The 20,784-nt window shown below is 65.4% G+C and carries 20 protein-coding genes; 8 read left to right on the forward strand and 12 right to left on the reverse strand.

Going from position 1 to position 20,784, the window contains the following annotated elements:
* Nucleotides 1-60: 60 nt before the first annotated feature.
* The 4 genes from ACWGQ2_RS14225 to ACWGQ2_RS14240 all read left to right on the forward strand — a co-directional run bounded on the left by ACWGQ2_RS14225 (nucleotide 61) and on the right by ACWGQ2_RS14240 (nucleotide 3,041).
* Nucleotides 61-525: a MarR family winged helix-turn-helix transcriptional regulator gene (locus ACWGQ2_RS14225; RefSeq protein ID WP_452018354.1), complete on the forward strand. Its 465-nt coding sequence runs from the start codon at nucleotides 61-63 to the stop codon at nucleotides 523-525.
* Between the two features lie 59 nt (nucleotides 526-584).
* On the forward strand, nucleotides 585-1,292 hold the full coding sequence (locus ACWGQ2_RS14230) for an NADPH-dependent F420 reductase (RefSeq protein ID WP_452018356.1): 708 nt from the start codon (nucleotides 585-587) through the stop codon (nucleotides 1,290-1,292).
* Between the two features lie 7 nt (nucleotides 1,293-1,299).
* Entirely contained in the window at nucleotides 1,300-2,088 is a 789-nt protein-coding gene (locus ACWGQ2_RS14235) for an NADPH-dependent F420 reductase (protein ID WP_452018537.1), read from the forward strand.
* A 98-nt stretch (nucleotides 2,089-2,186) separates the two neighbouring features.
* Nucleotides 2,187-3,041 carry an aldo/keto reductase gene (locus ACWGQ2_RS14240; protein ID WP_452018357.1) on the forward strand — a complete coding sequence of 285 codons (855 nt, stop codon included), beginning with the start codon at nucleotides 2,187-2,189 and terminating at the stop codon, nucleotides 3,039-3,041.
* Nucleotides 3,042-3,076: 35 nt separating this feature from the next.
* Here the strand turns inward: ACWGQ2_RS14240 and ACWGQ2_RS14245 are convergent, their stop codons facing one another.
* A complete protein-coding gene (locus ACWGQ2_RS14245; RefSeq protein ID WP_452018359.1) occupies nucleotides 3,077-4,423 on the reverse strand; it encodes a DUF2254 domain-containing protein in 1,347 nt (448 codons plus the stop codon).
* Complete coding sequence (locus ACWGQ2_RS14250; protein ID WP_452018361.1) at nucleotides 4,420-5,151, reverse strand: TetR/AcrR family transcriptional regulator C-terminal domain-containing protein; 732 nt, start codon at nucleotides 5,149-5,151, stop codon at nucleotides 4,420-4,422. The genes ACWGQ2_RS14245 and ACWGQ2_RS14250 overlap by 4 nt, the downstream gene beginning before the upstream one ends.
* Nucleotides 5,152-5,289: 138 nt before the next feature.
* On the opposite strand from ACWGQ2_RS14250, the gene ACWGQ2_RS14255 reads away from it, so the two are divergent.
* Together ACWGQ2_RS14255 and ACWGQ2_RS14260 are read left to right on the forward strand one after the other, a co-directional pair.
* Nucleotides 5,290-5,631, forward strand: coding sequence for a hypothetical protein (locus tag ACWGQ2_RS14255; protein ID WP_452018363.1), 342 nt, complete (start codon nucleotides 5,290-5,292; stop codon nucleotides 5,629-5,631).
* 121 nt (nucleotides 5,632-5,752) lie between these two features.
* Nucleotides 5,753-6,466, forward strand: a complete 714-nt coding sequence (locus ACWGQ2_RS14260; RefSeq protein ID WP_452018365.1) for an NADPH-dependent F420 reductase — start codon at nucleotides 5,753-5,755, stop codon at nucleotides 6,464-6,466.
* Between the two features lie 80 nt (nucleotides 6,467-6,546).
* On the opposite strand, the gene ACWGQ2_RS14265 is transcribed toward ACWGQ2_RS14260, so the two are convergent.
* Nucleotides 6,547-6,918 (reverse strand): winged helix-turn-helix transcriptional regulator, encoded by a 372-nt coding sequence (locus ACWGQ2_RS14265; protein ID WP_452018367.1) that lies wholly within the window; start codon nucleotides 6,916-6,918, stop codon nucleotides 6,547-6,549.
* 64 nt (nucleotides 6,919-6,982) lie between these two features.
* Between ACWGQ2_RS14265 and ACWGQ2_RS14270 the strand changes: the two genes are divergently transcribed.
* Nucleotides 6,983-9,289, forward strand: a complete 2,307-nt coding sequence (locus tag ACWGQ2_RS14270) for an LLM class flavin-dependent oxidoreductase (protein WP_452018369.1) — start codon at nucleotides 6,983-6,985, stop codon at nucleotides 9,287-9,289.
* Nucleotides 9,290-9,398: 109 nt separating this feature from the next.
* On the forward strand, nucleotides 9,399-10,475 hold the full coding sequence (locus ACWGQ2_RS14275; protein ID WP_452018371.1) for an alkene reductase: 1,077 nt from the start codon (nucleotides 9,399-9,401) through the stop codon (nucleotides 10,473-10,475).
* A gap of 78 nt (nucleotides 10,476-10,553) precedes the next feature.
* Here ACWGQ2_RS14275 and ACWGQ2_RS14280 read toward each other — a convergent pair whose 3' ends face one another.
* The 9 genes from ACWGQ2_RS14280 to ACWGQ2_RS14320 all read right to left on the reverse strand — a co-directional run bounded on the left by ACWGQ2_RS14280 (nucleotide 10,554) and on the right by ACWGQ2_RS14320 (nucleotide 20,783).
* Nucleotides 10,554-10,904, reverse strand: coding sequence for a nuclear transport factor 2 family protein (locus ACWGQ2_RS14280; protein WP_452018373.1), 351 nt, complete (start codon nucleotides 10,902-10,904; stop codon nucleotides 10,554-10,556).
* A 159-nt stretch (nucleotides 10,905-11,063) separates the two neighbouring features.
* Nucleotides 11,064-11,621, reverse strand: a complete 558-nt coding sequence (locus ACWGQ2_RS14285) for a TOPRIM nucleotidyl transferase/hydrolase domain-containing protein (RefSeq protein ID WP_452018375.1) — start codon at nucleotides 11,619-11,621, stop codon at nucleotides 11,064-11,066.
* A gap of 21 nt (nucleotides 11,622-11,642) precedes the next feature.
* A complete protein-coding gene (locus ACWGQ2_RS14290; RefSeq protein ID WP_452018377.1) occupies nucleotides 11,643-12,026 on the reverse strand; it encodes a hypothetical protein in 384 nt (127 codons plus the stop codon).
* A 206-nt stretch (nucleotides 12,027-12,232) separates the two neighbouring features.
* Nucleotides 12,233-13,474 (reverse strand): M14 family zinc carboxypeptidase, encoded by a 1,242-nt coding sequence (locus ACWGQ2_RS14295; protein ID WP_452018379.1) that lies wholly within the window; start codon nucleotides 13,472-13,474, stop codon nucleotides 12,233-12,235.
* 303 nt (nucleotides 13,475-13,777) lie between these two features.
* Nucleotides 13,778-16,681 (reverse strand): aminotransferase, encoded by a 2,904-nt coding sequence (locus tag ACWGQ2_RS14300; protein WP_452018381.1) that lies wholly within the window; start codon nucleotides 16,679-16,681, stop codon nucleotides 13,778-13,780.
* Nucleotides 16,682-16,762: 81 nt separating this feature from the next.
* On the reverse strand, nucleotides 16,763-17,203 hold the full coding sequence (locus ACWGQ2_RS14305; protein WP_452018383.1) for a hypothetical protein: 441 nt from the start codon (nucleotides 17,201-17,203) through the stop codon (nucleotides 16,763-16,765).
* 3 nt (nucleotides 17,204-17,206) lie between these two features.
* Entirely contained in the window at nucleotides 17,207-17,659 is a 453-nt protein-coding gene (locus ACWGQ2_RS14310; protein ID WP_452018385.1) for a universal stress protein, read from the reverse strand.
* A 134-nt stretch (nucleotides 17,660-17,793) separates the two neighbouring features.
* Entirely contained in the window at nucleotides 17,794-19,743 is a 1,950-nt protein-coding gene (locus ACWGQ2_RS14315) for a hypothetical protein (protein WP_452018387.1), read from the reverse strand.
* Complete coding sequence (locus ACWGQ2_RS14320) at nucleotides 19,740-20,783, reverse strand: glycosyltransferase family 2 protein (protein ID WP_452018389.1); 1,044 nt, start codon at nucleotides 20,781-20,783, stop codon at nucleotides 19,740-19,742. Before ACWGQ2_RS14320 ends, ACWGQ2_RS14315 begins: the two co-directional genes overlap by 4 nt.
* Nucleotide 20,784: the final 1 nt, after the last annotated feature.

Genomic DNA, 20,784 nt, shown 5'->3' on the forward strand with positions numbered 1-20,784 from the left:
CGTCATACCCTGAATGGTTCCCCTAGTGAATGATTCTGTCAATGGCGTATTCTTGGGGGTATGGACTCTTCCTCACAGCCGCAGCGGACAGCATTTCTACTGTCCCAACTTGGGGCGCTCGCGTCAGCACGTTTCGCCGAGCGCACCCGTGAACTGGGACTGAGCCCAAGCGACGCCGGCGTGCTCCGGATACTGGGCCGCAGTCCCGGATTGAGCCAGCGGTCACTGGCCGACCGGCTCGGCTCAGTGCCGAGCCGCCTGGTTCCCCTCATCGACTCCCTAGAGGGGCGGGGACTGGTTGAACGCGTGCGCAGCAGCAGCGACCGGCGGAATTACGAGCTCCGTCTGACGGCAGAAGGCGAGAAAACCCTGATGTCACTGCGGAAGATTGCAGAACAGCATGAGGCCGAGCTCATGGCTCCGCTCACCACGAGCCAGTCCACGCAGCTCGGAGATCTGCTGGCGCGGCTCGCCGCTGCCCACTCACTGGACCCGGACCTGCATCGGGGATCAAAAGCGGACTAGGGCCGGGGACCCGGGAAGCCCGCGGGAATGGGGGCAGCCATGGACGCGTTGTCCCGGACATGAGCACCACGCCGCCCAGCACTCCGCAGACTGTCCCCTCCCAGATTGACCCGACCGCTGCCGGAGACCTCCACATTGCCGTGATCGGCGCCGGAAAGGCCGGCACCGCCGTCGCCCGTTCACTGCTCGACGCCGGCTACCGGGTTTCCATCTCCGCCTCCGGAGATCCGGACCGGCTCTCGCTGATGATCGACTTCGTCACCCCGGGCGCACAGCCAAAGTGGACGCATGACGCCGTCGCCGGCGCAGACCTGGTGGTGCTGGCCCTGCCGCTGCACCGGCTGCACACCATCGACCCAGCCCTGCTGGAGGGCCGCGTGGTCATCGACACCCTGAACTACTGGCCGCCGGTCGACGGCGAGATCCCTGCCTTCGCTGCGGGGGACCGGCCGTCGTCGGAGGTGGTGCAGGAAATGTTCCCGGGCGCCGCCGTCGTCAAGACCTTCAATCACACCGGTTATCACCATCTGGAACCGGACCGCCGCCCTGCCGGTGACCCGGAGCGGCTGGGATTAGCGGTAGCCGGAAACGACGCAGATGCCGTGGCCCTTGTCGCGGGCATCGTCGAGCGCCTCGGCTACGACCCGGTTCCCGTGGACTCCCTGGCCGGAACCGCGTTCCTGCAGCCCGGCGGGCCCGCGTTCGGCGCCCGGCTGACTGCGGCGGAGCTGCTCGAACTCGCCGCCGTTCCTGCACCTGCCGCCTGAGAAAGGCCTGACGGCCGGGAATTTCCCCGCGCCGGCTGTTGCTTGCACTCACCACAACCACCACCGAAGGGATGCAGGCATGGCGACACTGGGAATCATCGGAAGCGGGAACATCGGATCGGCCGTGGCACGGCTGGCTGTTGCGGCGGACCTGAACGTGGTCATTGCAAACTCCCGCGGGACGGAATCGCTGCAGGACCTGATCCAGGAGCTGGGCCCGCTGGCCAAGGCCGGAACGGTGGAGGAGGCAGCGAACCTGGGTGACGCCGTCGTGCTTTCCATTCCGCTCAAGGCAGTGCCGGATCTTCCCGACGGGCTGCTGGCCGGCAAGCTGGTGCTGGATACCAGCAACTATTACCCGTTCCGGGACGGACGCATCGAAGAACTGGTGACCAGCGCCGTCACCAGCAGCGAAATGATCCGGGACCAGCTGGGCACCGGCCAATACGTCAAGGTCTTCAACAACATCATGGCCGCGCACATCCCGGCCCTCGCCCGGCCCGAAGGCGCGGCGGACCGCTCCGCACTGCCGATCGCCGGAGATGACGACGCCGCCAAGGCCGAGGCAGCAGCGGCTATTGGCCGGCTTGGCTTTGACACGGTCGACGCCGGTCCGCTGGCCGAGAGCTGGCGGTTCGAGCCCGAAACCCCGGCCTACGGCCGGATCTATTTCTCGGACCCCACAGTCTCCGATGAGCAGCTGATGGACACCCCTCCCGGACCGACTCCGGTGCAGGAGGTCAAGGCCGCTCTCGACGCCGCCACCCGGGTGGACGTGGCCGAGCGCCGGTTCTAGGGGCATAGGTTCAGGAATCCGCTGGACCTATCGCCGGTGGGGGAAGAGCGGGACCATAGCGGAGGAAGCAGTATCCGCCACTCCAGAGGAGCCGGACCATGATCCTGAACGAAACCTACTCACTGGCCAACGGCCTCCCCATTCCCAAGCTGGGATTCGGGACCTGGTTCATTGACGACGGCGTCGCTGCGCAGGCGGTGCAGGACGCCATCGGCATCGGCTACCGGAACATCGACACGGCACAGGCCTACGGCAACGAACGCGGCGTCGGCGAGGGCGTGCGCTCCAGCGGCGTGCCGCGGGATGAGCTGTATGTCTCCAGCAAGCTGGCCGCAGAAATCAAGGATTACGACGGCGCGGTGTCCGCCATTGACGGATCGCTGACACTCATGGGCCTGGAGTACCTGGATCTCATGATGATCCACAGCCCGCAGCCCTGGAATGACTGGCGCGGCGGCTCCTACGCGGAGGGCAACCGGGAATCCTGGCGGGCATTGGAGGAAGCACACGAGGCCGGGAAGCTACGTTCCATCGGCGTCTCCAACTTCGAGCAGGCGGACCTTGAGAACATCTTCTCCGTGTGCACCGTTGCTCCACAGGTGAACCAGATCCTGCTGCACGTGGGAAACACGCCCACGGAACTGCTCGACTTCTGTACAGAGAACAACATGCTCGTAGAGGCATATTCACCCATCGCCCACGGGGAGATCCTGGGGAACGAGGCGGTGGGCGTTATGGCGGAGCGCTACTCGGTCTCCGTGCCGCAGCTGTGCATCCGGTACGCCCTGCAGCTGGGAACCGTACCGCTCCCCAAAACCACCAATCCCGAGCACATGCGCAGCAACGCGCAGGTGGACTTCGTCATCTCCGACACAGACATGGAGACCCTGCACGGCATGAGGGTGACCGACTACGGCAAGTCGGGGAAGTTCCCGGTCTTCAGCGGGAAGTAGCCGTCAAAGGTGCTTTAGGAAAAACGAACGGTTTGTTACTGGCCTGGCGGGGGCTGCGGTCTGCTGTGATCGGCCGGATCGGTGTCATCCGAGGAGAGGGACTCGAGGTGCCGAAGGTCCTCCGGATGCAGCCCGGGATGGTTCCTCAGTGCTTCGAGCAGCAGCTGTATCTGGCGGTGAAGGGCATGCGCGCGTTCCGGGTGGCCCTGTTCCGTGACATGCCGGGCGAGCATCCGCAGAACGCGGAGCAGGGCAGCCGCCACCTCGGGCTGGTCCAGGCAGTTTTGCCGCAGCTGGTCGAAGGCATGGTCCACATATTCCTCATGGTCCAGGTTCCACGGCTGGACTATGACCCGGCCGGCGTCGTCCCGCAGTGCTTCGGGGGCGAGCGGAGCGGTGAGCACGCCGCGCAGCAGGCTGCCCAGGCGGAGGGTGATTTCAACAGCAGTTGTGGGGTCGTTGATCGCGGAGCTCAGGGCGCGAAGTCCAACGTCCACCAGCTGGCGAATAGCAAAATCGACGTCCTGCAGCATGGTGCGGGAGTCCGCCACCTCGATGGCTCCGGCCAGCTTTTCCAGGGTGGCCTTTCCCGGGGACGGCCAAACCGTAAGCAGGACCTCATCGGCGTGGACGTAAGCGCCGATCCGGGTTTCCATCCGCACCGTGGTGCCCGCGGGAACTGAATCCAGCAGGCGGGCAACATCCACCTGGCTGACCCATCCGCTGGCCGTACAGGGAATTACCGCGGCCTCAGGGGGCGGCTGGAAATCCCGGGGGTCCGCAGTCCGCAGTCCGCGGGGAATCCTGTCGAGCCCCTCGGCCACACGCAGTCCTTCCGCCGCGATGGCCCGAGCAAGGTTGCCAACCTGCAGTCCGCGCGACAAATGGTCAAGGTGGGCAATGATTCCAACCACGGTCACCAGGGTCAGGACGACGGCGAGGGTCAGGGAGATCCGGGGTGCAGCAGCGTCCGCGTCCCCGCTCAGGCTGGGCAGGATAAGGATGCAGTAGAAGAACGTGCCCACCAGCAGCCCGATGACTCCCTGGCTGAGCCGGTCGCGGATAAAGGAGCGCATCACGCGCGGGGAGAACTGCCCGCTGGCCAGCTGCAGACTCACTACCGTCAGTGAAAACACGACGCCTACCGTGGTGATCATGGCACCGGCGACCGTTGCCAGCAGCCAGGTCGCGGCATTGCTGCTCATCGCCAGCGTGAGGGGAATCCGGGCATCATGGCCCAGCGCACCGTCCAGGGCGGTCGCAGCCAGTGCCAGAAGGATTCCGGCCAGCATGAGCAGGGCAGGAAAGAGGAACAGGGATTCGGCGAAGCGGTACCGTATGGCCGCGATGCGCAGGCTGAGCGCCTTTGTACCTCCGTTCACCGGCGCACCCGCCGTCTGCCGGAATCCGGGTGCGGATCGGCGGCGTCGAGCTTCTGGGCCAGGCCGGATAGCAGGATGTCCAAACCCTCGTCGAGCTCGGCGGCGCCGTCGTAAGCCACCAAGTCCGGTGCCAGGCCGCGGAGGGTGGGGAACTCCCGAGCAGGCAGGCGGTACAGCCCCAGGCGCAGGAGCGCTTCGTCTTCCTCAGGGTCCACGATCAGTTCCTGCAGCTCGTTGAGGATGTGGCCGTACAGGAAGCCGTAGTAGGTCCGGTAGGCATGCAGGGCGTCCCTGGATGTGAACCCGGCCTGGATCAGCAGCCCCAGAATATGCTCCACGGGGCGCAGCATGCCAAGAGGGCGCAGCCCCAGTGGAGTTGAGAGGGGGCGGGTGACCAGCAGGGGCACGGCATTGGGGTGGCGGAGGGCGGTGAGGCGAAAGTCGTGCGCGGCCCGCCGGAGCTGCGCCTCCCAATCCTGCCCATGCCGGTTGATCGCCACTTCATTCAGGACGAGTTCGGTGATGCCGTCCAGCAATTCCGCGCGGTTGGCGGCGTAGCGGTAGAGCGCCATAGGGTCGCAGTTCAAGGTCTGGGCGAGCCGGCGCATGCTCAGGGCTTCCAGGCCTTCCGCGTCCAGCAGATCGAGGCCTGTTCGAAGGACCAGATCACGGGTTAGGCGGGGCCTTCCCGGTCCTCGCTGGCCGGGAAGCTGGGTTGCCGGGGACATGGTTTCTTCCAATCTCTGCCGTACGAGCTACTTAGGAACCCTAGCCGTAAGGTTGCTTAGCAGGCAGTCTACAGAGAAGGTCTACATTGTAGATTCGCCGTCGTCCTGCACTGGATGACCCCCCAAGGGCAGTACCCCATGACTGTCAGAGTTGAGAATTTTATGCGGAACGAACATGAGCAGGTGGCCAGGTTTCTGGCCGAGTGCATAGTCCGGAACCTCGATGATACGGATATGCTTCCGGTCGCAGACCTCTATGGCATGTACGTCATCTGGTGCGAACAAGATGCGATTGGACCCCTGGCTGTCCAGGTCTTCTCTCAGGCGGTGCGCTTCCAGGGGCTGGAGCCCGGCATGAGCCGCAACGAGCGGGTCCTCAAGGGAGTGGCGGCCACCGGTCCGATTCCCGTCCAGTACATCCTGGAGACCGACAAGGGGCCCAGCCCCAACAGCGCACTCGCCGCGAGCATGGCTTTCTAGGCAGGGTCCTTCCGGTCCCCCGGTTCAGCGGGGGTCTGGCTGTGAGGAGGCAGCGTCCATAGCGTGTGAAGCACCGGCAGGAACGCTGCCGGCAACACGTACGGAAGCAGGTTCAGGCACCATGAGCACCATCGGCATTCTCGGCGCAGGACAGGCAGGCAGCACAATTGCGCGGGCCGCCATCGCAGCCGGTTACGAGATCGTTCTCGCGAATTCGAAAAACCCGGACACGCTGCGGGGACTCATCAGCTCCCTGGGCCGGGGCGCCCGCGCTGCCCGGGCGGCGGACGCGGCAGCAGCGGCAGATTTCGCGGTCACGGCGTTTCCGTACCGCCCGGACGACGAGCTTCCCGTGGAGGAACTGGCTGGGAAGATCGTGCTGGACACCAACAACTACATGATCTGGCGCGACGGCAACTATCCGGAAATCGACGCCGGGCTCAAGACCGTCCACGAACTGCGGCAGGAGCAGCTTCCCGCATCGAAGGTGGCGAAGGCATTCAGCCATATCCAGCACCACGCGCGCTCGCCGATCCGGGTTCCCAGCGACAACCTGCCGGGCCTGTTCCGTATGGCCCGTCCCGCCGGGGCTCCGGACCGCAAGGCCCTGAGCGTCTCCAGTGACTACCCCGAAGCCGTCGAGCTGGTGACCCGCCTCTATGACGACCTTGGCTTCGACACCGTGGACAACAGCCCCCTCAGCGAATCCTGGCGCACCGCTCCCGGGACGATGGTGTGGAACCAGTCGGTTGACGGGCAAAACCGGGATGAGCTCGTCCGCAACCTCCGGCGGGCGCTGTCCCCGGGTGGCCGGGGTCGCGTGATTCAGACGTAGTCGGGGCGCCCGCGGGCGGGGCGATCACAGGCCGGGGCGCCGCCGTCGCGCGGTGTCTTCGTCTCCGGTGCGTTCGGCGTTTAGGAAGCTGCCGTTTCCTCGCCGGGAGTCTCTTCCCAGCGGCGCGAGTACTGGCCGATTGGCTGCAGGGCCCGCAGTAGATCGATGCCGCGGCCCGTGAGGTGATAGCGGATGCTGACCGGCACGGTGGGTTCGACGACGCGTTCCACGAGCCCATAGCCCTCCAGTTCCCGGAGGCGGAGGGTGAGCATCCGGGCCGACAATCCCTGGACCCTGTTCTGGATTTCGGTAAACCGCTCGGCGCCCGTGCCCAGGGCCAGCAGGATGCCGCCCACCCAGCGCCGGCCAACAATCTCCATGACGCTGGTGAGCCGCATGCATTCCTCATCATCGATGCGGAACGGCGGGACGGGCCTGCTTTTTGAAGGCACTTACGAAAAGTAAGTCGCTTATGCCATGGTTGTCAACGGTTCAGGGCAGGCGGATGCTCAGGTCATGGCTGACTACATGCACCCGCTGCGCTTCGGCAGCTTCATCACCCCGCTGGCGTCCGCGCCACAGGTACCGGTTGACCTCGCCCTGCTCAGCGAGGAGCTGGGACTGGACCTGGTCACCTTCCAGGACCACCCGTACCAGCCGCAGTTCCTGGACACTTGGACCCTGCTGTCCTGGGTCGCTGCCAGGACCTCGCGCATTCACGTCTCGGGGAACGTACTGAACCTGCCGCTGCGGCAACCCGCGGTGCTGGCCCGCTCCCTGGCAAGCCTTGACCGGCTTAGCGGCGGACGCGTGGAACTTGGCCTCGGCGCTGGCGGCTATCTGGAACCCATGGCAGCCATGGGAGCACCGCAGCTGACCGTGGGGAACGCAGTCTCCGGCTTGGAGGAGGCGCTGGACATCATCCGCGGAATCTGGGACGCCGAGAACCCGGATCTTTTGCGCGTGGACGGCCGGTTCCACCGGGTGGACGGCGCGATGCGGGGGCCGGCGCCAGCCCATGACATCCCCATTTGGCTGGGGGCGTATAAACCCAGGATGCAGCGGATCATCGGCCGGAAGGGCGACGGGTGGCTGCCGAGCCTGCCCTGGATGAAACCCGGCGACGTCGACCGCGGCAACCAGGTCATCGACGAATCCGCCCGCAAGGCGGGGCGGGACCCGCGGGAGATCACCCGTCTGCTGAACGTGACACCGCAGTCCTCCGCGGAAGACCTTGCAGAACTGGCAACCGGGCACGGCATGAGCGTGTTCATCCTCGCCTCGGATGATCCGGCGGAGCTGCGGCGGTTTGCCGAAAGCACCGTGCCCCAGGTCCGGAACCGGGTCGATCAGGTGCGTGCAGCCCGCACCCGCACTGCGGCTCCGGCGCCGGGCGCGGGTGCGGTGCCGGTTTCCGCCGGACAGACCCGGGTACGGACGTTCGACGGCGAGCCTATTCCGGAATCACTGGCCGCCCGGACTCTCCTGCCGGGCGATCCGGGGTATACCCGCTACACGTCCAGCTACTTCCGCGGCGCCCGGCCCGGCGCCGTCGTCCGCCCCGAATCCGCTGCCGAGGTGCAGGAGGCGGTGCGCTTCGCCGCCCGCCACCGGGAAGTTCCGTTCGGCATCTTTAGTGCCGGGCACGGGCTCTCCGGCAGGTCGCTGAACACCGGCGGAATCGTGCTGGCCCTCGATGCGCTGAACTCCATCACCGTCAGCGACGGCAACCGGGTCCAGGCGGGGCCGGGGGCCCTCTGGGGCGAAGTGGCGCAGGCGCTGGCCCCGCACGGTCTGGCGGTCACCTCCGGGGATTACGGCGGAGTCGGCGTTGGAGGCCTGGCCACAACGGCCGGGTTCGGCTGGTTCGCCCGGGAACGCGGACTGACCATCGATTACCTGCGCGCCGTGGACGTGGTTACCGCGGACGGAGCCCTGGTGCACGCCAGCGAGGACGAAAACAGCGACCTGTTCTGGGCAGTGCGCGGAGCAGGCGCGAACTTCGGCGCCGTCGTCTCCTTCGAATTCGAGGCCCACCCGGTGGCTGAGCAGGTGGGTTTCGCGATGCTCCTGTTCACCCCCGACGACGCCGCCTCGTTCCTGCAGGCCTGGGGGACCACCCTAGAAGCGGCCGACCCCATTGTTACTGGATCACTGATGGTCGGACTCGCCGGAGCCGGCACGCCGAATGCTGTCCAGGCGGTGTTCGTGGTGGACTCCAGCGATCCGGACACCGTGCTCGAGCAGCTGCAGCCCTTCGCCGGACTGGCGCCGCTGGCCGACCAGCTGGTGCAAATGGTGCCCTACACGGCCCTGATGGAGGTGCCGCTGGTAGGCGGAGGGCAGTCCGGCAGGGGCGAGCCGTCCAGCCATTCGGGACTGGTCCGCCACCTGGATGCCGACGTCGCCCGCGGCCTGGCGGGAATCCTGGCCTCTGACCGGCCGTTCTTCCTCAGCGTCCGTTCGGCCGGGGGAGCGGTGGGCAGTTATCCGGCCGACTCGACGGCGTTCGGCTGGCGGGACGCGAACTTCCTGATCTCCCTGCTGGGCGGGCGGTCCGAGGACGTGCAGCAGCGCTGGCACGAGATGCTTCCGCAGATGGATGGCATGTACCTCAGCTTCGAGACGGATACCGGGCCCGACGTCGTCGCCCGCGCTTTCCCGCCCGGTCACCTGCAGCGGCTGCGGGCACTGAAGGCAATCTGGGATCCGTCCGGATTGTTCCGGGACAACTTCTTTATTGCCCCGGGTCCATTGCCGGCGGACCCGAGCGCCCTGCCCGCTGTGCGGGCCCCGGAGCAGGACCGGTCAGCGGCGGTGTGATCTTGGCGGGCTGACGGAATATCCGCGGCCGGGGTGCGGGTTGTCGCTGGGTGTACGAACGTCGGGACAACCCCTGCCCTGATGCGATCGAGAGAAAGCACCCGTCCTAGTGAACCTGTTTACACCGCTGACCGTCGGCACCATGGAACTGCCCAACCGGCTTGTCATGGCCCCGCTGACCCGCATGCGCGCCAACCTCGACGGCGTCCCCACCGACATCATGGTGGACTACTACCGCCAGCGCGCCTCCCTCGGACTCATCGTGAGTGAAGGCATCTACCCGTCCTTCACCGGCCAGGGCAACACCCGCATGCCCGGCCTGGTCACCGAGGAACACATTGCCGGCTGGAAGCGCGTCACCGACGCCGTGCACGAAGCCGGCGGACGCATCGTCGCGCAGCTGATGCACTCCGGCCGAGTGGGGCATGAGAACGTCAGCGGCCGCCAGCCGGTGGCCCCCAGCGCCATCGCGCTCTCCGGTGAGGCACACACGTACGAAGGCAAGAAGCCCTACCCGGTGCCGCACGCCCTGACCGAAGCCGAGCTTCCCGGCGTGACCCAGGAGTTCGTCTCCGCGGCCAAGGCCGCCATGAAGGCAGGGTTCGACGGCGTGGAGCTGCACGGTGCCAACGGGTACCTGCTGCAGGAATTCCTCTCGCCGGTCTCCAACACCCGCACCGACTCCTACGGCGGATCCCCCGAGAACCGTGCCCGGATGGTCATCGAGACCTTCCGTGCCGTGGCCGAGGCGATCGGCGCGGAGCACACCGGCATCCGTATCTCCCCGGAGCACAACATCCAGGACGTCCTGGAAACCGACCGCGACGACGTGCTGGCCACCTACACCGCCCTGGTGGACGCCATCGCACCAATGAAGCCGGTCTACCTCAGCATCCTGCACAAGGACCCGGCCGACGAGCTGGTCCAGGAACTGCGCCGCCGATTCGCCGGTCCGGTGCTGCTGAACACCGGCTTCGGCGTGGAGACCACCCGCGAGTCCGCCCTCGCCCTGCTTGATGAGAACCTGGCTGACGCCGTCGTCGTCGGCCGTCCTGCCCTTGCCAACCCGGATCTGGCCCGCCGCTGGCAGGAAGACCACCCGCTCAACGAGTGCGACTACACCACCTTCTACACCGACGGTGCTGCCGGCTACACGGACTACCCGGAGCTCGCTCCGGTTTCCTAACCGGTTCCTGCTGCACGACGGCGGTCCCCGCGTTTTGGGGGCCGCCGTCCGTTTGTTGTGCTGCCGTGCCGCCCAGGCTCAGGCGACCGGGACAACGTAGGAATCCACCTGGCTGATCAGGCCGTCACGGAACGTGATGACATCGCAGTAGTTGAAGAAGATGGACCCGATGGTGCGGTGCTGGCCGTGGCCGCTTCCCGCAATGACCGTAGTGTTCCCCTCAGTCACCATCCGGTCCACGCACAGGTCAGGGCTGCCTTCGAAGCCGGGATCACCGATCTCGTCATCGAATTCAGCCTTGCCCCGCGCCGTGCGCGCACCATGGATGTGCCACACGACGTCGTCAGTCAGGCAGCCGAGGATCGCCGGGTGGTCACTCCGGCGGAAGCCGTCCAGGTACTTCTCGACCATTTCCTGCTGCGTGCTCATGCCGGGGCCTTTCCGTGCAGGTGCGAAGTTCCGCACCGAATACCGAATGCAGGAAACGCTAGCCAGTTTTGGCCTCGGCTGGAACACCCCGGCGGTTCCGGTGACCTGCCCGTCCACCGGTGTCCGGGGACGCGTTCACCGTTATCCAACATGCCCGGGTTACCCGGTGCGGTCCGGGAGGGCCTCCACCAACCGGCCCAGCGGTTCCGGAATGTCAGCGGGCGGCAGAGCGCTGACGAGCAGCGGCGCGTAGCGGATCTTGTTGCCCGCACGCCCGGACAGGAAACGGTGCAGCTGCTCCTCAGCCGGCAGCTGGCGCAGCGACGGCTGGCGCTGCAGCAGCCGGAAGGACCCCAGCTCACCTTCGGCTGCGATGATTTCCAGGACGACGCCGGTGCCGAGCGCCCGGATCAGCTCGTCCTCCAGATCGGCCCGGCAGACCTGGAAACCACGGTCAGGAAGATCTCCGGAGCCGATCCCTGCGCGGTCCAGTGCCCGCCGGACGTACCAGGCCTCCGCCTCGTCGCACAGTCCGAGCAGCCGGTTCCCGGCGCCGGCGGGCCCGTATCTGGCGAGGAACCGCGCGATGTTGGTGACCCCGCCCATGGGGATGACGGCGGCTGATCCGGAGTTCAGATTCCGGCCGAAACGCCCAGCGAGAGTTTCGAGCGCCAGCCGGTCGCTTTCACCTTCGACCAGGACCGTCGTCGCACGCATGCGTCCAGTATGGCGCCGCGGCTAGGACATGGCGTCCGTGAACACCAGCTCAACCACCACGGGCTCATCGACCGGTTCAACATTGGCGGTGAGTTTGGCGCCGGCGTCAAGACCATCGAAGACGGTGCGCGTAGGGTTTTCCTTAGTGCCGCAGATGACCGTGACGGGCTTTGAGTTGAGGACACTTAGGCGCACCTCGCCCTCGGATGCGCAGCTCAGATATGCGGCCACCGCCTCCCCGTGTGCCCCAAAACCGGCCTCCGTGCCGGAGTTTACGGACCCGGAGAAGGAACCCAGATTCCTCTCGTTAGCTGGGGATCCGGTCTCAGATGCGGGTTCGGCCGGCGAACACCCGCTGAGCATCAGTCCCGCGATTCCTGCAGCGGCCAGAACTTTGGTACGCATAACGCCTCCCGGATATTCACAGTCCAGCTGCTAAACGTCCTGGGGGTGACGGCGGCTGGTCAACGTTGACCTTATGAGTGGCAAGCGTACAACATTGCATTTTTCGGCTTATGGTCCGTTTGCTCCGCTTTGTCCCAAATGCATTCCCGCAAAGCGGAGCATTTGGCACAAAGCGGAGCGAATGTGAAACGGGTCAGGCCGTGGGATTAGTCCTGCGAGGTATCCCAGCCGTAGTCGGGGTAGGCGAAGAAGTCATCCCCATTGAGGGTGTCCACTTCACCGGTGGCCATCGAATCGATCAGGGACTCCAAACCGGTCTGAACAGACTGGACCAGCATGCCCTTCATCTTCTGCCCGAAATCGTCCGACTGTCCGCGGACCTCGAACAGCACTGTGGCGGAACCGTTGAGCGCAAAGGCAGACCTGCCCTGGCCGGCGTACTCGCGGTCTTCCGGATGGAAATAGCGTCCGACGGCGGCGAGCGGGGACTGTGATCCGTAGCTGTCCCGGATGCCGTCAGCAACGGCGAGGGCGTAGCGGCGGGACTTGTCCTGATCCAGGAGCGGCCACTGCTGCTGATAAGCCGCGCCGTCGTTGACTCCCAGCGGCGGGTAATCAAGAGCCACGGAGATCTGCTTGCCGTCCTGCTCCCCGCCGGTCAGTGCGTTGCACGGTCCCATGTGGTGCAGGTCCACCACTGCGTCCACTGCGCCGAACTCTTCCCGCAGGTCAACGTAGACATCGCGGATGGTCTGGGACTCGGGGGAGAGGAAGAATCCCGCGTCCCGCGGATCACCCGGAAGGTCTTCCGGCCGCGGAACGTAATCAAGGTCAGCATTGAAGTCGCGGTTCAGGTCGAAACCGGGAAGTTCGATGCCGTCGCCGCGCAGGCTGTGGTACCAGGCCCGCGGAGCGCCCTCCAGCTGCGGATGGCGCTCCTGGATGTCGTCCCAGGAAATGACGTTCGCACGCCGGTTCAGTTCGCCGCCGTCGGGATTGACCATGGGCATTGCCACCAAGGTGACATTCTCGAGCGCCCGCTTTGTCGCCGGATCGTTGCTGGAACCCAGTCTCTTCAGGATTCCCAGCAGGGCTTCCGTACCGGTCCGTTCGTTGCCGTGGATGGCGCTCTGGACCAGCAGGACGCGGTCTCCGGTGCCCACCCGGGCCGTGTAGATGTCACGGCCCTGCTGGGTCTGGCCAACGACGTCGACCTCGACTTTTCCTTTGCTGGTGCGCTCAATGCGCTCCAGGGCTGAGCCCAGTTCCGCATAACTGGTCCAGCCGCTGAATGAGGGGTTATCAAAGAGCTTGCAGGTACCTTCGCCTGATGCTTTGGCTACCTGAGGGGCGGCGGTCGCCGGGCCTGCGACCAGAAGGGTGCACAGCAATGCTCCGGCTCCAACGGCGCCGAACAGTCTGCGCGGAGTGCGGGGGGTGAATTTCAAGGTGAGACTCCTGCCTTAAGTGAGTGGGGCAGGCTAATCGTTTCCCGGGTTTAGGTTCTGCGGATAGTAGGCGGCGGATAACTCAAACAAATATCGAATTCAGCTCTGGTCGGCAGGCTTTTCGAACAATAGAATTACCCACTGCAGTTCCAATTGGCCAGGCCGGGCATTTCGCTCAGCTTTGTCTGAATCGCTCCGCGGCGCTGGGGAGCGAATGACACAAACCGGAGCGATCCCGGCGCCCGCGGCCGGTTCGAACGCCGGCCCGGACCAGCGCCCGCCCGGACAGACCAGTGCCCCGGCTCACCAGCCCTCGGTCAGCACCCGGTCCAGGGCGGCCAGGAAGAACCGGGCGCTTTCCTCGGTGAAGCACAGCGGCGGTTTGATCTTGAGGATGTTCTGCCGGTCGCCGGTGGGCAGCACGATCACACCCAGCTCCCGCATCCGGTCGCAGATCGCCCGGGTCTCCTCGGCGGCCGGTTCCAGCGTCTCCCGGTCCCGGACAAACTCCACTCCCTGGTACAGGCCCATGCCGTGCACCGCGCCGATCAGCGGATGCCGGTCCATCAACCCCCGGAACCCTTGGGTAAGGAGCTGCCCCACGGCGTCGGCGTTTTCCTGCAGCTGCTCTTTCTCGATGATGTCCAGCACTGTGATCCCGATCCGGCTGCTGAGGGTGCTGCCGCCTCCGGAGGAAAAGAAGGATCCCTCGGAAGCCAGCGCTGCAGCGATCTCCTTCCGGGTGATCACGGCCCCGAGCGGATGCCCGTTGCCCATCGCCTTGGCCATCGTGATGATGTCCGGCACCACACTGTGCTCCTCGAAGCCCCAGAAGTGCCTGCCCAGCCGGCCGTAGCCCATCTGCACCTCATCGCAGATGTTCACCCCACCCTGCTCACGCACCGCGGCGTATACCTGCTCCAGGTAACCGGGCGGCGTGCCGATGGCACCGGCATTGCCGTTGCGCGGCTCGGCGATGAATGCGCCAACGGGGGTGCCGGCGTCGCGCAGCTGCTGCAGCTGGCGCGCGACGTCGGCGGCGTAGGCAGACCCGGCACCCTCACCCCGGTGCCGTCCGCGGTACGCGTTCGGCGCGTCCGCCACATGCACCCAGCCCGGCCGTGTGTCCAGCGCGCGCGGGTTGTCCGAGACGGAGGTGGACACCGCATCGGCGCCCAGGGACCAGCCGTGGTAGGACTCGTGCACACACAGCACGTCCTCGCGCCCGGTGAATGCCTTCGCCAGCCGCAGCGCCAGCTCAACCGCCTCGGATCCGCTGTTGACCAGCAGGACGGTGTCGAAGGAATCCGGCACGCGGTCCAGCAGCCGCTCGGAGAACTCGGCGACGGACGCGTAGTGGAACCGGGAATTCGTGTTCAGCCGCTTCCACTGCCGGGCCGCCGTCTCCGCAATCTGCGGGTGCCCGTGTCCGAGTGAGGTCACATTGTTGACCATGTCCAGGTAGTGCCGGCCGGCGGTGTCGATCAAATGCTCTTTCCAGCCGCGTTCAATCCGCGGCGGCGCGTCATAGTAGTGCGCCTGCAGCGCGTCGTAGGCGCTGGTCCGGCGCTCTAGCAGGGCGTCGTCCGCGCCGGTCTCCGCCGCCGTGAGGCCGAACAGCGGCGCCGGATCCAGGAACACCGCCGCGTAGCCGGGGAACTCGCTGGCCTTCACAAAGCGCGGCGGCAGACCGGCCGCCGGATAGGCGCCGGGCACCTGGATCCAGACGCTCAACCGGCGCGCTGAGCCCAGCCGGGCGCCGGCATCCACCGGCCCGGTGCCGGTTTCCAGCTCCAGGCCAGCGAGCACGACGACGGCGTCCCCGCCGTCCAGCCGGACGATCCCGTCCGTGCCGGTGGTCAGTGTTCCGGCCAACGGCGCATGGACGGCCAGCGGCACGGGGGAGTGGAGTTCGACGGCGAGGGCCACGTTCACCGGTTCGTCTGTGCTCAGCGCGGCCCGGGTGAGCCTGGCTTCGCCGAACCGGGTGACTGCGGGACCGGCGGGGGAGACTTCGGCAAGGATCCGGTTTTCCTCGGCTTCCCCGTCCAGCCAGGACCCGTTGCGGAAGTCCTCGCTGTCCCAGCCAAGGTCCACCTGAACCGCTGTCTGGGCTTCCGGGAGCAGCGGCAGCCAGGCGGAGGCATCCGGTGCAGTTGCCAGCGGAAGCCCCAGGGCTGCGCGGATCGAAGCCTCGGCAGCGTTCCAGTCATAGCGGGCAGGAACTTCGAACATTGCCCACTCCCGGTCCAGGGCGTCGGAGGCGTAGTCGTTGCCGGCGTCGATAGTTACCTGGTGCTCACCGCTGACGGCCAGTACAGCCCCGCGCAGGACGATCAGCGGCCACAGCGCCCGCACCTCGGCGTCGGACAGCGGTGCCTGGGCGTGGAACGCCCGGATCATGGGCAGCACGGTGAGCGGGTTCGCCGGATCGTGGTGAACCAGGGCCGAGCAGCCGACTGCCAGCTCTGCCACCCGCCAGCTGTACATCGCGTCGCTGAAGTCGATGATGCCGGTCAGCTGCACGCTCCCGCCCGCGGCAGGTTCGCAGACCACGTTGTCGTCGGTCATATCGCCATGCACAGCCTGCACCGGCAGCTGGTCCTTCAACGGAGCAAGGGCTGTGCTGATGCGTTCCAGCGTCTGCAGCAGCAGAGCCCGCTTCCAGTCTTCGCGGACGAACGGCACCAGTTCGGCCACCACGTCTTCGCCGGCGCGCAGGTCCCACTGCAGGGAGCGTTCCAGACCCGGATGCTCCAGGTCGGCGAACGCGGTGCTGGTCCGCCCAAGCCAGTCGCCCAGCGCGGCGCGCAGTGGAGCACCCAGATGCGGCCGGTCAATGACCGGGGTTCCCTCCACGAACGTGAGCAGCCGCAGGCAGTGTGTCCGGCCATCCAGATCCGGGGTCTCGACCAGGTTCCCGCCCACCGAGGGCAGCGGCATCGGAGTGGCGAATCCTGCTGCGGCGAGGCGCTCCATGGCGGCGTTCTGCGCTTCGATTTCCGTGCGGGTGAACGCCGGATTACTGATCTTGAGCAGCCGCCGGGTCCCGTCTACGGCGGTGAGCAGGAAGTTCCGGTCCTGCTGGCTGCCCAGTTCCCGCGCCCGGGAGACCGACAGACCATAGAACTCCCCGGCCAGCCGGACGGCGTCGGTCTCGGAAACAGCGGGGCGGGGCAGGCCCTCGGGCGCAATCAGTGCAGACATGTTCCATCCCGGATCAATGGCGGTTCAAACGGTGCCCCGATCGTATTCGTCGCCTAAACGGGCCTTCAATGAATCGGGAGATTATGATGCCGGCGAGCCCGCCGCCGCTAAAGTGTCCGCCGCCGGGACAGCCGCGGGACTGCGGGGCCTGCAGGCTCTGCGAACCGCCTCAAACACTGCGGCCAGCCCCGCATTCACAACCCAGTACGGCCAGGCGATGCAGGGGATGAGGCCCAGGACGAAGAGCTGCGCCAGCCGCAGCGCCGTCCGGATACCCTTGCCGGAGAGCAGCATAAAGGCAATTACGGCTTGGAAAGCCGCTGCTGCCAAAACCACCGCCGGCGCGGCCGGAACCAGCCGCTTCAAGACACTCCGGAACGGCGGCAGCCAGGCCCCGTCCCGCAGCCACTCCAGGAAACCTGTGGCAATCCGCAACGTGCCAAAGGTGTTTCCTATTGCCGTCGCGCTAAAGAAAAGTCCCACCAGCCGTGCCCCCGCTGTGCCCGCCGCTTCCCTGTTCACGGTCTAATCCTTACCGTCGGGTTCCGGCCGATGGACCACCAGTACCGGACATGCAGAATGAGCGACGAGTGAGGAACTGACGGACCCGAACAGCTGCCCGGCCAGCGCACCGTGGCCACGCCGTCCCAGAATCAGCAGATCTGCGTGCCTGCTGGCGTCAGCCAGCGCGGACTTGGGATTGCCCTGTGCAAGGCGGGCCAGCAGGTTCCGCGGAATCTCGCTGCCGAAGGCACGGGAAAGGGTGTCTTGCTGGACCTTCCCGGCACTGTCCCGAAAGTCCTCGGCCTGCATGGTGACGTACCCGTCGTACAGCTGAGGGAACTCCCAGCAGGTGACGGCCTCAACTCGGGCGCCAAGCGGTTCAGCCAGCGTTTGGGCCTGCCGGAGCGCTTCCACGGACTCCTCCGAACCATCCACGCCCACAACAATTTTCTTGAACTCTCGTGACCCTGCCATGCCCGCCTCCGGAGGTTCGATTGCGGGCAAATGTACTCCCGCTGGCCAGCATGGCGCCAGAGCAGTTCATCGGTCACCTGCCGGAAAATACCTGGCCGGTGCAGCACCCTCTCACATGGGGGCTGTGGCCCTGGTCATCGTTGTTCCTCAGGTCCTTTCGACCCGGACCCGCCGGTGCCTGCGGGTGCCATGGCGGCGTCGGCCCGGGCGGGTTCTTCGCCCGGGTGATTGGGGGCAGGCCGGTCCTGATGCTCCTCGGTGACGGCTGGCTGGGAGGCGACGCTTCGGCGGGCGCCGGAGCGCGGGCGCCGACGCGGGGAGATCGCACTGGCGGAAAGTGATGCCAGGATGATGAAGAAGGGCAGATACAGGTACAGATATCTGCTTCGTGCTTCGAAGAGCAGCAGGAAAATGAACAGTCCCAGCAGGGCTACGCGCATCATGGTCGCGGGATCAGCAAACAGGGACCGGCGGGCCAGGAACAAGGGCAGGGCAGTCAACGCCAGCAGGACTATCCAGGCTGTCTGCCAAAGATTGATGAGAGTTCCGTAGTTCTCCTGCTCGAAACCGAAATATGACTGGATTTCCCGGCTCAGGGGATCGTCTGCAAGAAATGGCTTCCCAGCCACAACACCTTCACCCCACATGAAGAATGAGCCGTCTCCCAGAATCCAGATCAGCTTGGCGCTGAGGAACGCGGTATATCCCTGTGGTCCCATTTCCTCGACTCTGTCGAGGTAGATCTGGAAGTTCCGTTCCGTCCGCTCTTCCGGGGTAAACGACAAAGTCTCGTTAACGTCGGGCCCGGACCATGCGCCGTACCAGGGATTGTAGGGACCGGCGTCGTTCCTCTGCGCACCCATCTTGAGATAGTGCGCGGCTGGGAAAAGCTGGTCATTCGTGCGCAGGTCGAAGGGGACAGCTGCCGAGGCGTTCATTGCCGAAGTGAGCGCATAGGATCCGGCAGTGTAGCTTCCAGCCACAATCAGGGTGCCGGTCACGGCCGCAGTGAGTTTCCGCCTGCCTGTTTTGGATGACAAAAGTGCGGTCCCGGCGACCAAGGCCACAGCAATGAGGACAAAGATGATCGTTGGCTTGATGTTGTATCCAACTACAGCAGTGATACCCATCGCCAATTGGATGGGTGCGCGCTTCAAGGGGTGGTCCAGTCCGGCCTGAAGCAGGTACAGGTAGAGCAGGAAGATTGGAAAAAGGAGCCCGAGCGTGTCGGAGTAAGCCACCGCGATCCATGGCGACAGGAGCAGGAAGATGGTTGAGGGAATCAGCGTGAACAAGGCGATCGACTGATTACCCACGCGGAGTGCAACCAAGTAGGTCAGCAATGCGCCCACAGTCAACGCCGCACAGTTAAGGACGACGGCGGCAAAGATCAGGTCGGTCGCTCCGAACAGCATTGCAGCCTTGAAATACCCGGCCAGGCCCAGAGTCAATGCGAGGTTGTTGGAGAATGTCGAGAAATAGAACTCGTTGAGGGTCGCCGCCGGGTCCCTGGCGAGGTCTGCTGCGGAGTCGAGCACCATCTGGGCATCCCACCCGGGTGGTATCCGGAGAGCGTAGCCGATTCGCACCTGAACGGCGAAGAAGACGATGAAGAACGTACACAGAAGCACTGTCCGCAGCGCCCGGCTCCGGCTCAGCAGCCCCGCGACGGTATCTACCGCCCCATAGATGGCGGGCAGCAAAAGCCCTGTCACCGCGGCGGCTGCCAGCACGGGTACGTAGTCGAACTCTGAGGCCCCGTACTGGGGGTCCACAAGATTGTTGACCAGGCCCCAGAGGACCAGGCCGCAGAAGGTCATGGACACGGCAACCAGCACCGGCGTGGATCCCCGCTTCTGTGCACCCCGGACGACACTCAGCCAGGCTCGCCGGTAAAACGCTGCAAGCCTGTTTCCCTGCCACACCGCGAGCCCTGCCACCAGCGCAGAGGTTACTTGAAGGAAGACGTTGTTCGTCACCGGCCTGAGGCACAGGACGAGAAGCAGGAACACGCCCAGCGCCACCCAGCCCCGGTGATTGAGCACAGCCTGCGCAAAGCGTAGGCCCGGGGACTTTGTGGTCATGCCCAATCCTGCTTGCCCGCATGGACCCTGGCGGGATGGACGCCCTTCAAGCCATACAGCGGCCGGCCCTGCACCTGTTGATATATGCGGCCCACGTAACTGCCCAGGATCCCGAGCATAATGAGCTGAAGGCCCCCCACAAAAAGCACGCTAATAACTATAAAGGCCCAGCCGGCAACGAGTACCTCAGGGAAGAAGAGCTTCTGGATCAGGACGTAGAAGATCCCTACAACACTCAATAGGGCCACCCCGTAGCCCACACGGCTAATGAGGGTCAGCGGGAAGGTAGAGAACCCGAGGATGGCATCGGAGGCCAGCCTCGTCAGTCTTCCGAGCGGGTACTTGGTGGAGCCTGCATACCTTTTCTGCCGGTCGAAGGGAACACCAATTTGGTTGAACCCGACGTAGCTGACCATGCCGCGGATAAACCGGGACTTTTCCCCGAACTTCTTAAGCTCTTCCACAACCCGCCGGTCCAGAAGCCGGAAATCTCCGGTGTCGCGCGGAATGTCAACGTCCGCGAGCCGCTGCAGCACGCGGTAGAAGGCGCTGGCCGTGGCCTGCTTGAACCAGGGGTCCTGCCGGGTCCGCCGCTGGGCATAGGCAACGTCGTAGCCTTCCTCCCACTTCTCAATGAGCAGGAGGCAGACGGCAGGAGGATCCTGGAGGTCGCTGTCCATGATGATTACGGCATCGCCGGACGCCCGGTCCATTCCTGCGGTTACGGCCATCTGCTGCCCGTAGTTGCGGGCAAGGTCCAAAACCATGACCCGATCGTCCTTTGAACGCAGTTCCAGCAGCAGATCCAGGGAATTGTCCGTGCTGCCGTCATTGACGTACACGAACTCGGCCTCGTAGTTCATGGATGCGACTGCGGCAGTGAGCTCTTCATGCAGCCTCGGAATGCTCTCCGCTTCGTTGTAGACAGGAAAGACAAAAGAGATGGTCTTACCCTGTGTGCCCGAAAGGCCCTCTCCGATTTCGTCCGGAGGCAGATCCACGTCGGCGCCTGTGCCAGTCGACTCCTCGAAAACGGTCATC

Source organism: Arthrobacter sp. NPDC055585 (genome assembly GCF_053619115.1).

What these genes read in the sequence shown, in the direction of transcription:
- ACWGQ2_RS14225 (WP_452018354.1), top strand. Translation starts at nt 61, where the DNA reads ATGGACTCTTCCTCACAGCCGCAGCGGACAGCATTTCTACTGTCCCAA.
- ACWGQ2_RS14255 (WP_452018363.1), top strand. Translation starts at nt 5,290, where the DNA reads ATGACTGTCAGAGTTGAGAATTTTATGCGGAACGAACATGAGCAGGTG.
- ACWGQ2_RS14270 (WP_452018369.1), top strand. Translation starts at nt 6,983, where the DNA reads ATGGCTGACTACATGCACCCGCTGCGCTTCGGCAGCTTCATCACCCCG.
- ACWGQ2_RS14280 (WP_452018373.1), bottom strand. Translation starts at nt 10,904, where the DNA reads ATGAGCACGCAGCAGGAAATGGTCGAGAAGTACCTGGACGGCTTCCGC.
- ACWGQ2_RS14240 (WP_452018357.1), top strand. Translation starts at nt 2,187, where the DNA reads ATGATCCTGAACGAAACCTACTCACTGGCCAACGGCCTCCCCATTCCC.
- ACWGQ2_RS14290 (WP_452018377.1), bottom strand. Translation starts at nt 12,026, where the DNA reads ATGCGTACCAAAGTTCTGGCCGCTGCAGGAATCGCGGGACTGATGCTC.
- ACWGQ2_RS14315 (WP_452018387.1), bottom strand. Translation starts at nt 19,743, where the DNA reads ATGACCACAAAGTCCCCGGGCCTACGCTTTGCGCAGGCTGTGCTCAAT.
- ACWGQ2_RS14285 (WP_452018375.1), bottom strand. Translation starts at nt 11,621, where the DNA reads ATGCGTGCGACGACGGTCCTGGTCGAAGGTGAAAGCGACCGGCTGGCG.
- ACWGQ2_RS14250 (WP_452018361.1), bottom strand. Translation starts at nt 5,151, where the DNA reads ATGTCCCCGGCAACCCAGCTTCCCGGCCAGCGAGGACCGGGAAGGCCC.
- ACWGQ2_RS14310 (WP_452018385.1), bottom strand. Translation starts at nt 17,659, where the DNA reads ATGGCAGGGTCACGAGAGTTCAAGAAAATTGTTGTGGGCGTGGATGGT.
- ACWGQ2_RS14320 (WP_452018389.1), bottom strand. Translation starts at nt 20,783, where the DNA reads ATGACCGTTTTCGAGGAGTCGACTGGCACAGGCGCCGACGTGGATCTG.
- ACWGQ2_RS14260 (WP_452018365.1), top strand. Translation starts at nt 5,753, where the DNA reads ATGAGCACCATCGGCATTCTCGGCGCAGGACAGGCAGGCAGCACAATT.
- ACWGQ2_RS14300 (WP_452018381.1), bottom strand. Translation starts at nt 16,681, where the DNA reads ATGTCTGCACTGATTGCGCCCGAGGGCCTGCCCCGCCCCGCTGTTTCC.
- ACWGQ2_RS14230 (WP_452018356.1), top strand. Translation starts at nt 585, where the DNA reads ATGAGCACCACGCCGCCCAGCACTCCGCAGACTGTCCCCTCCCAGATT.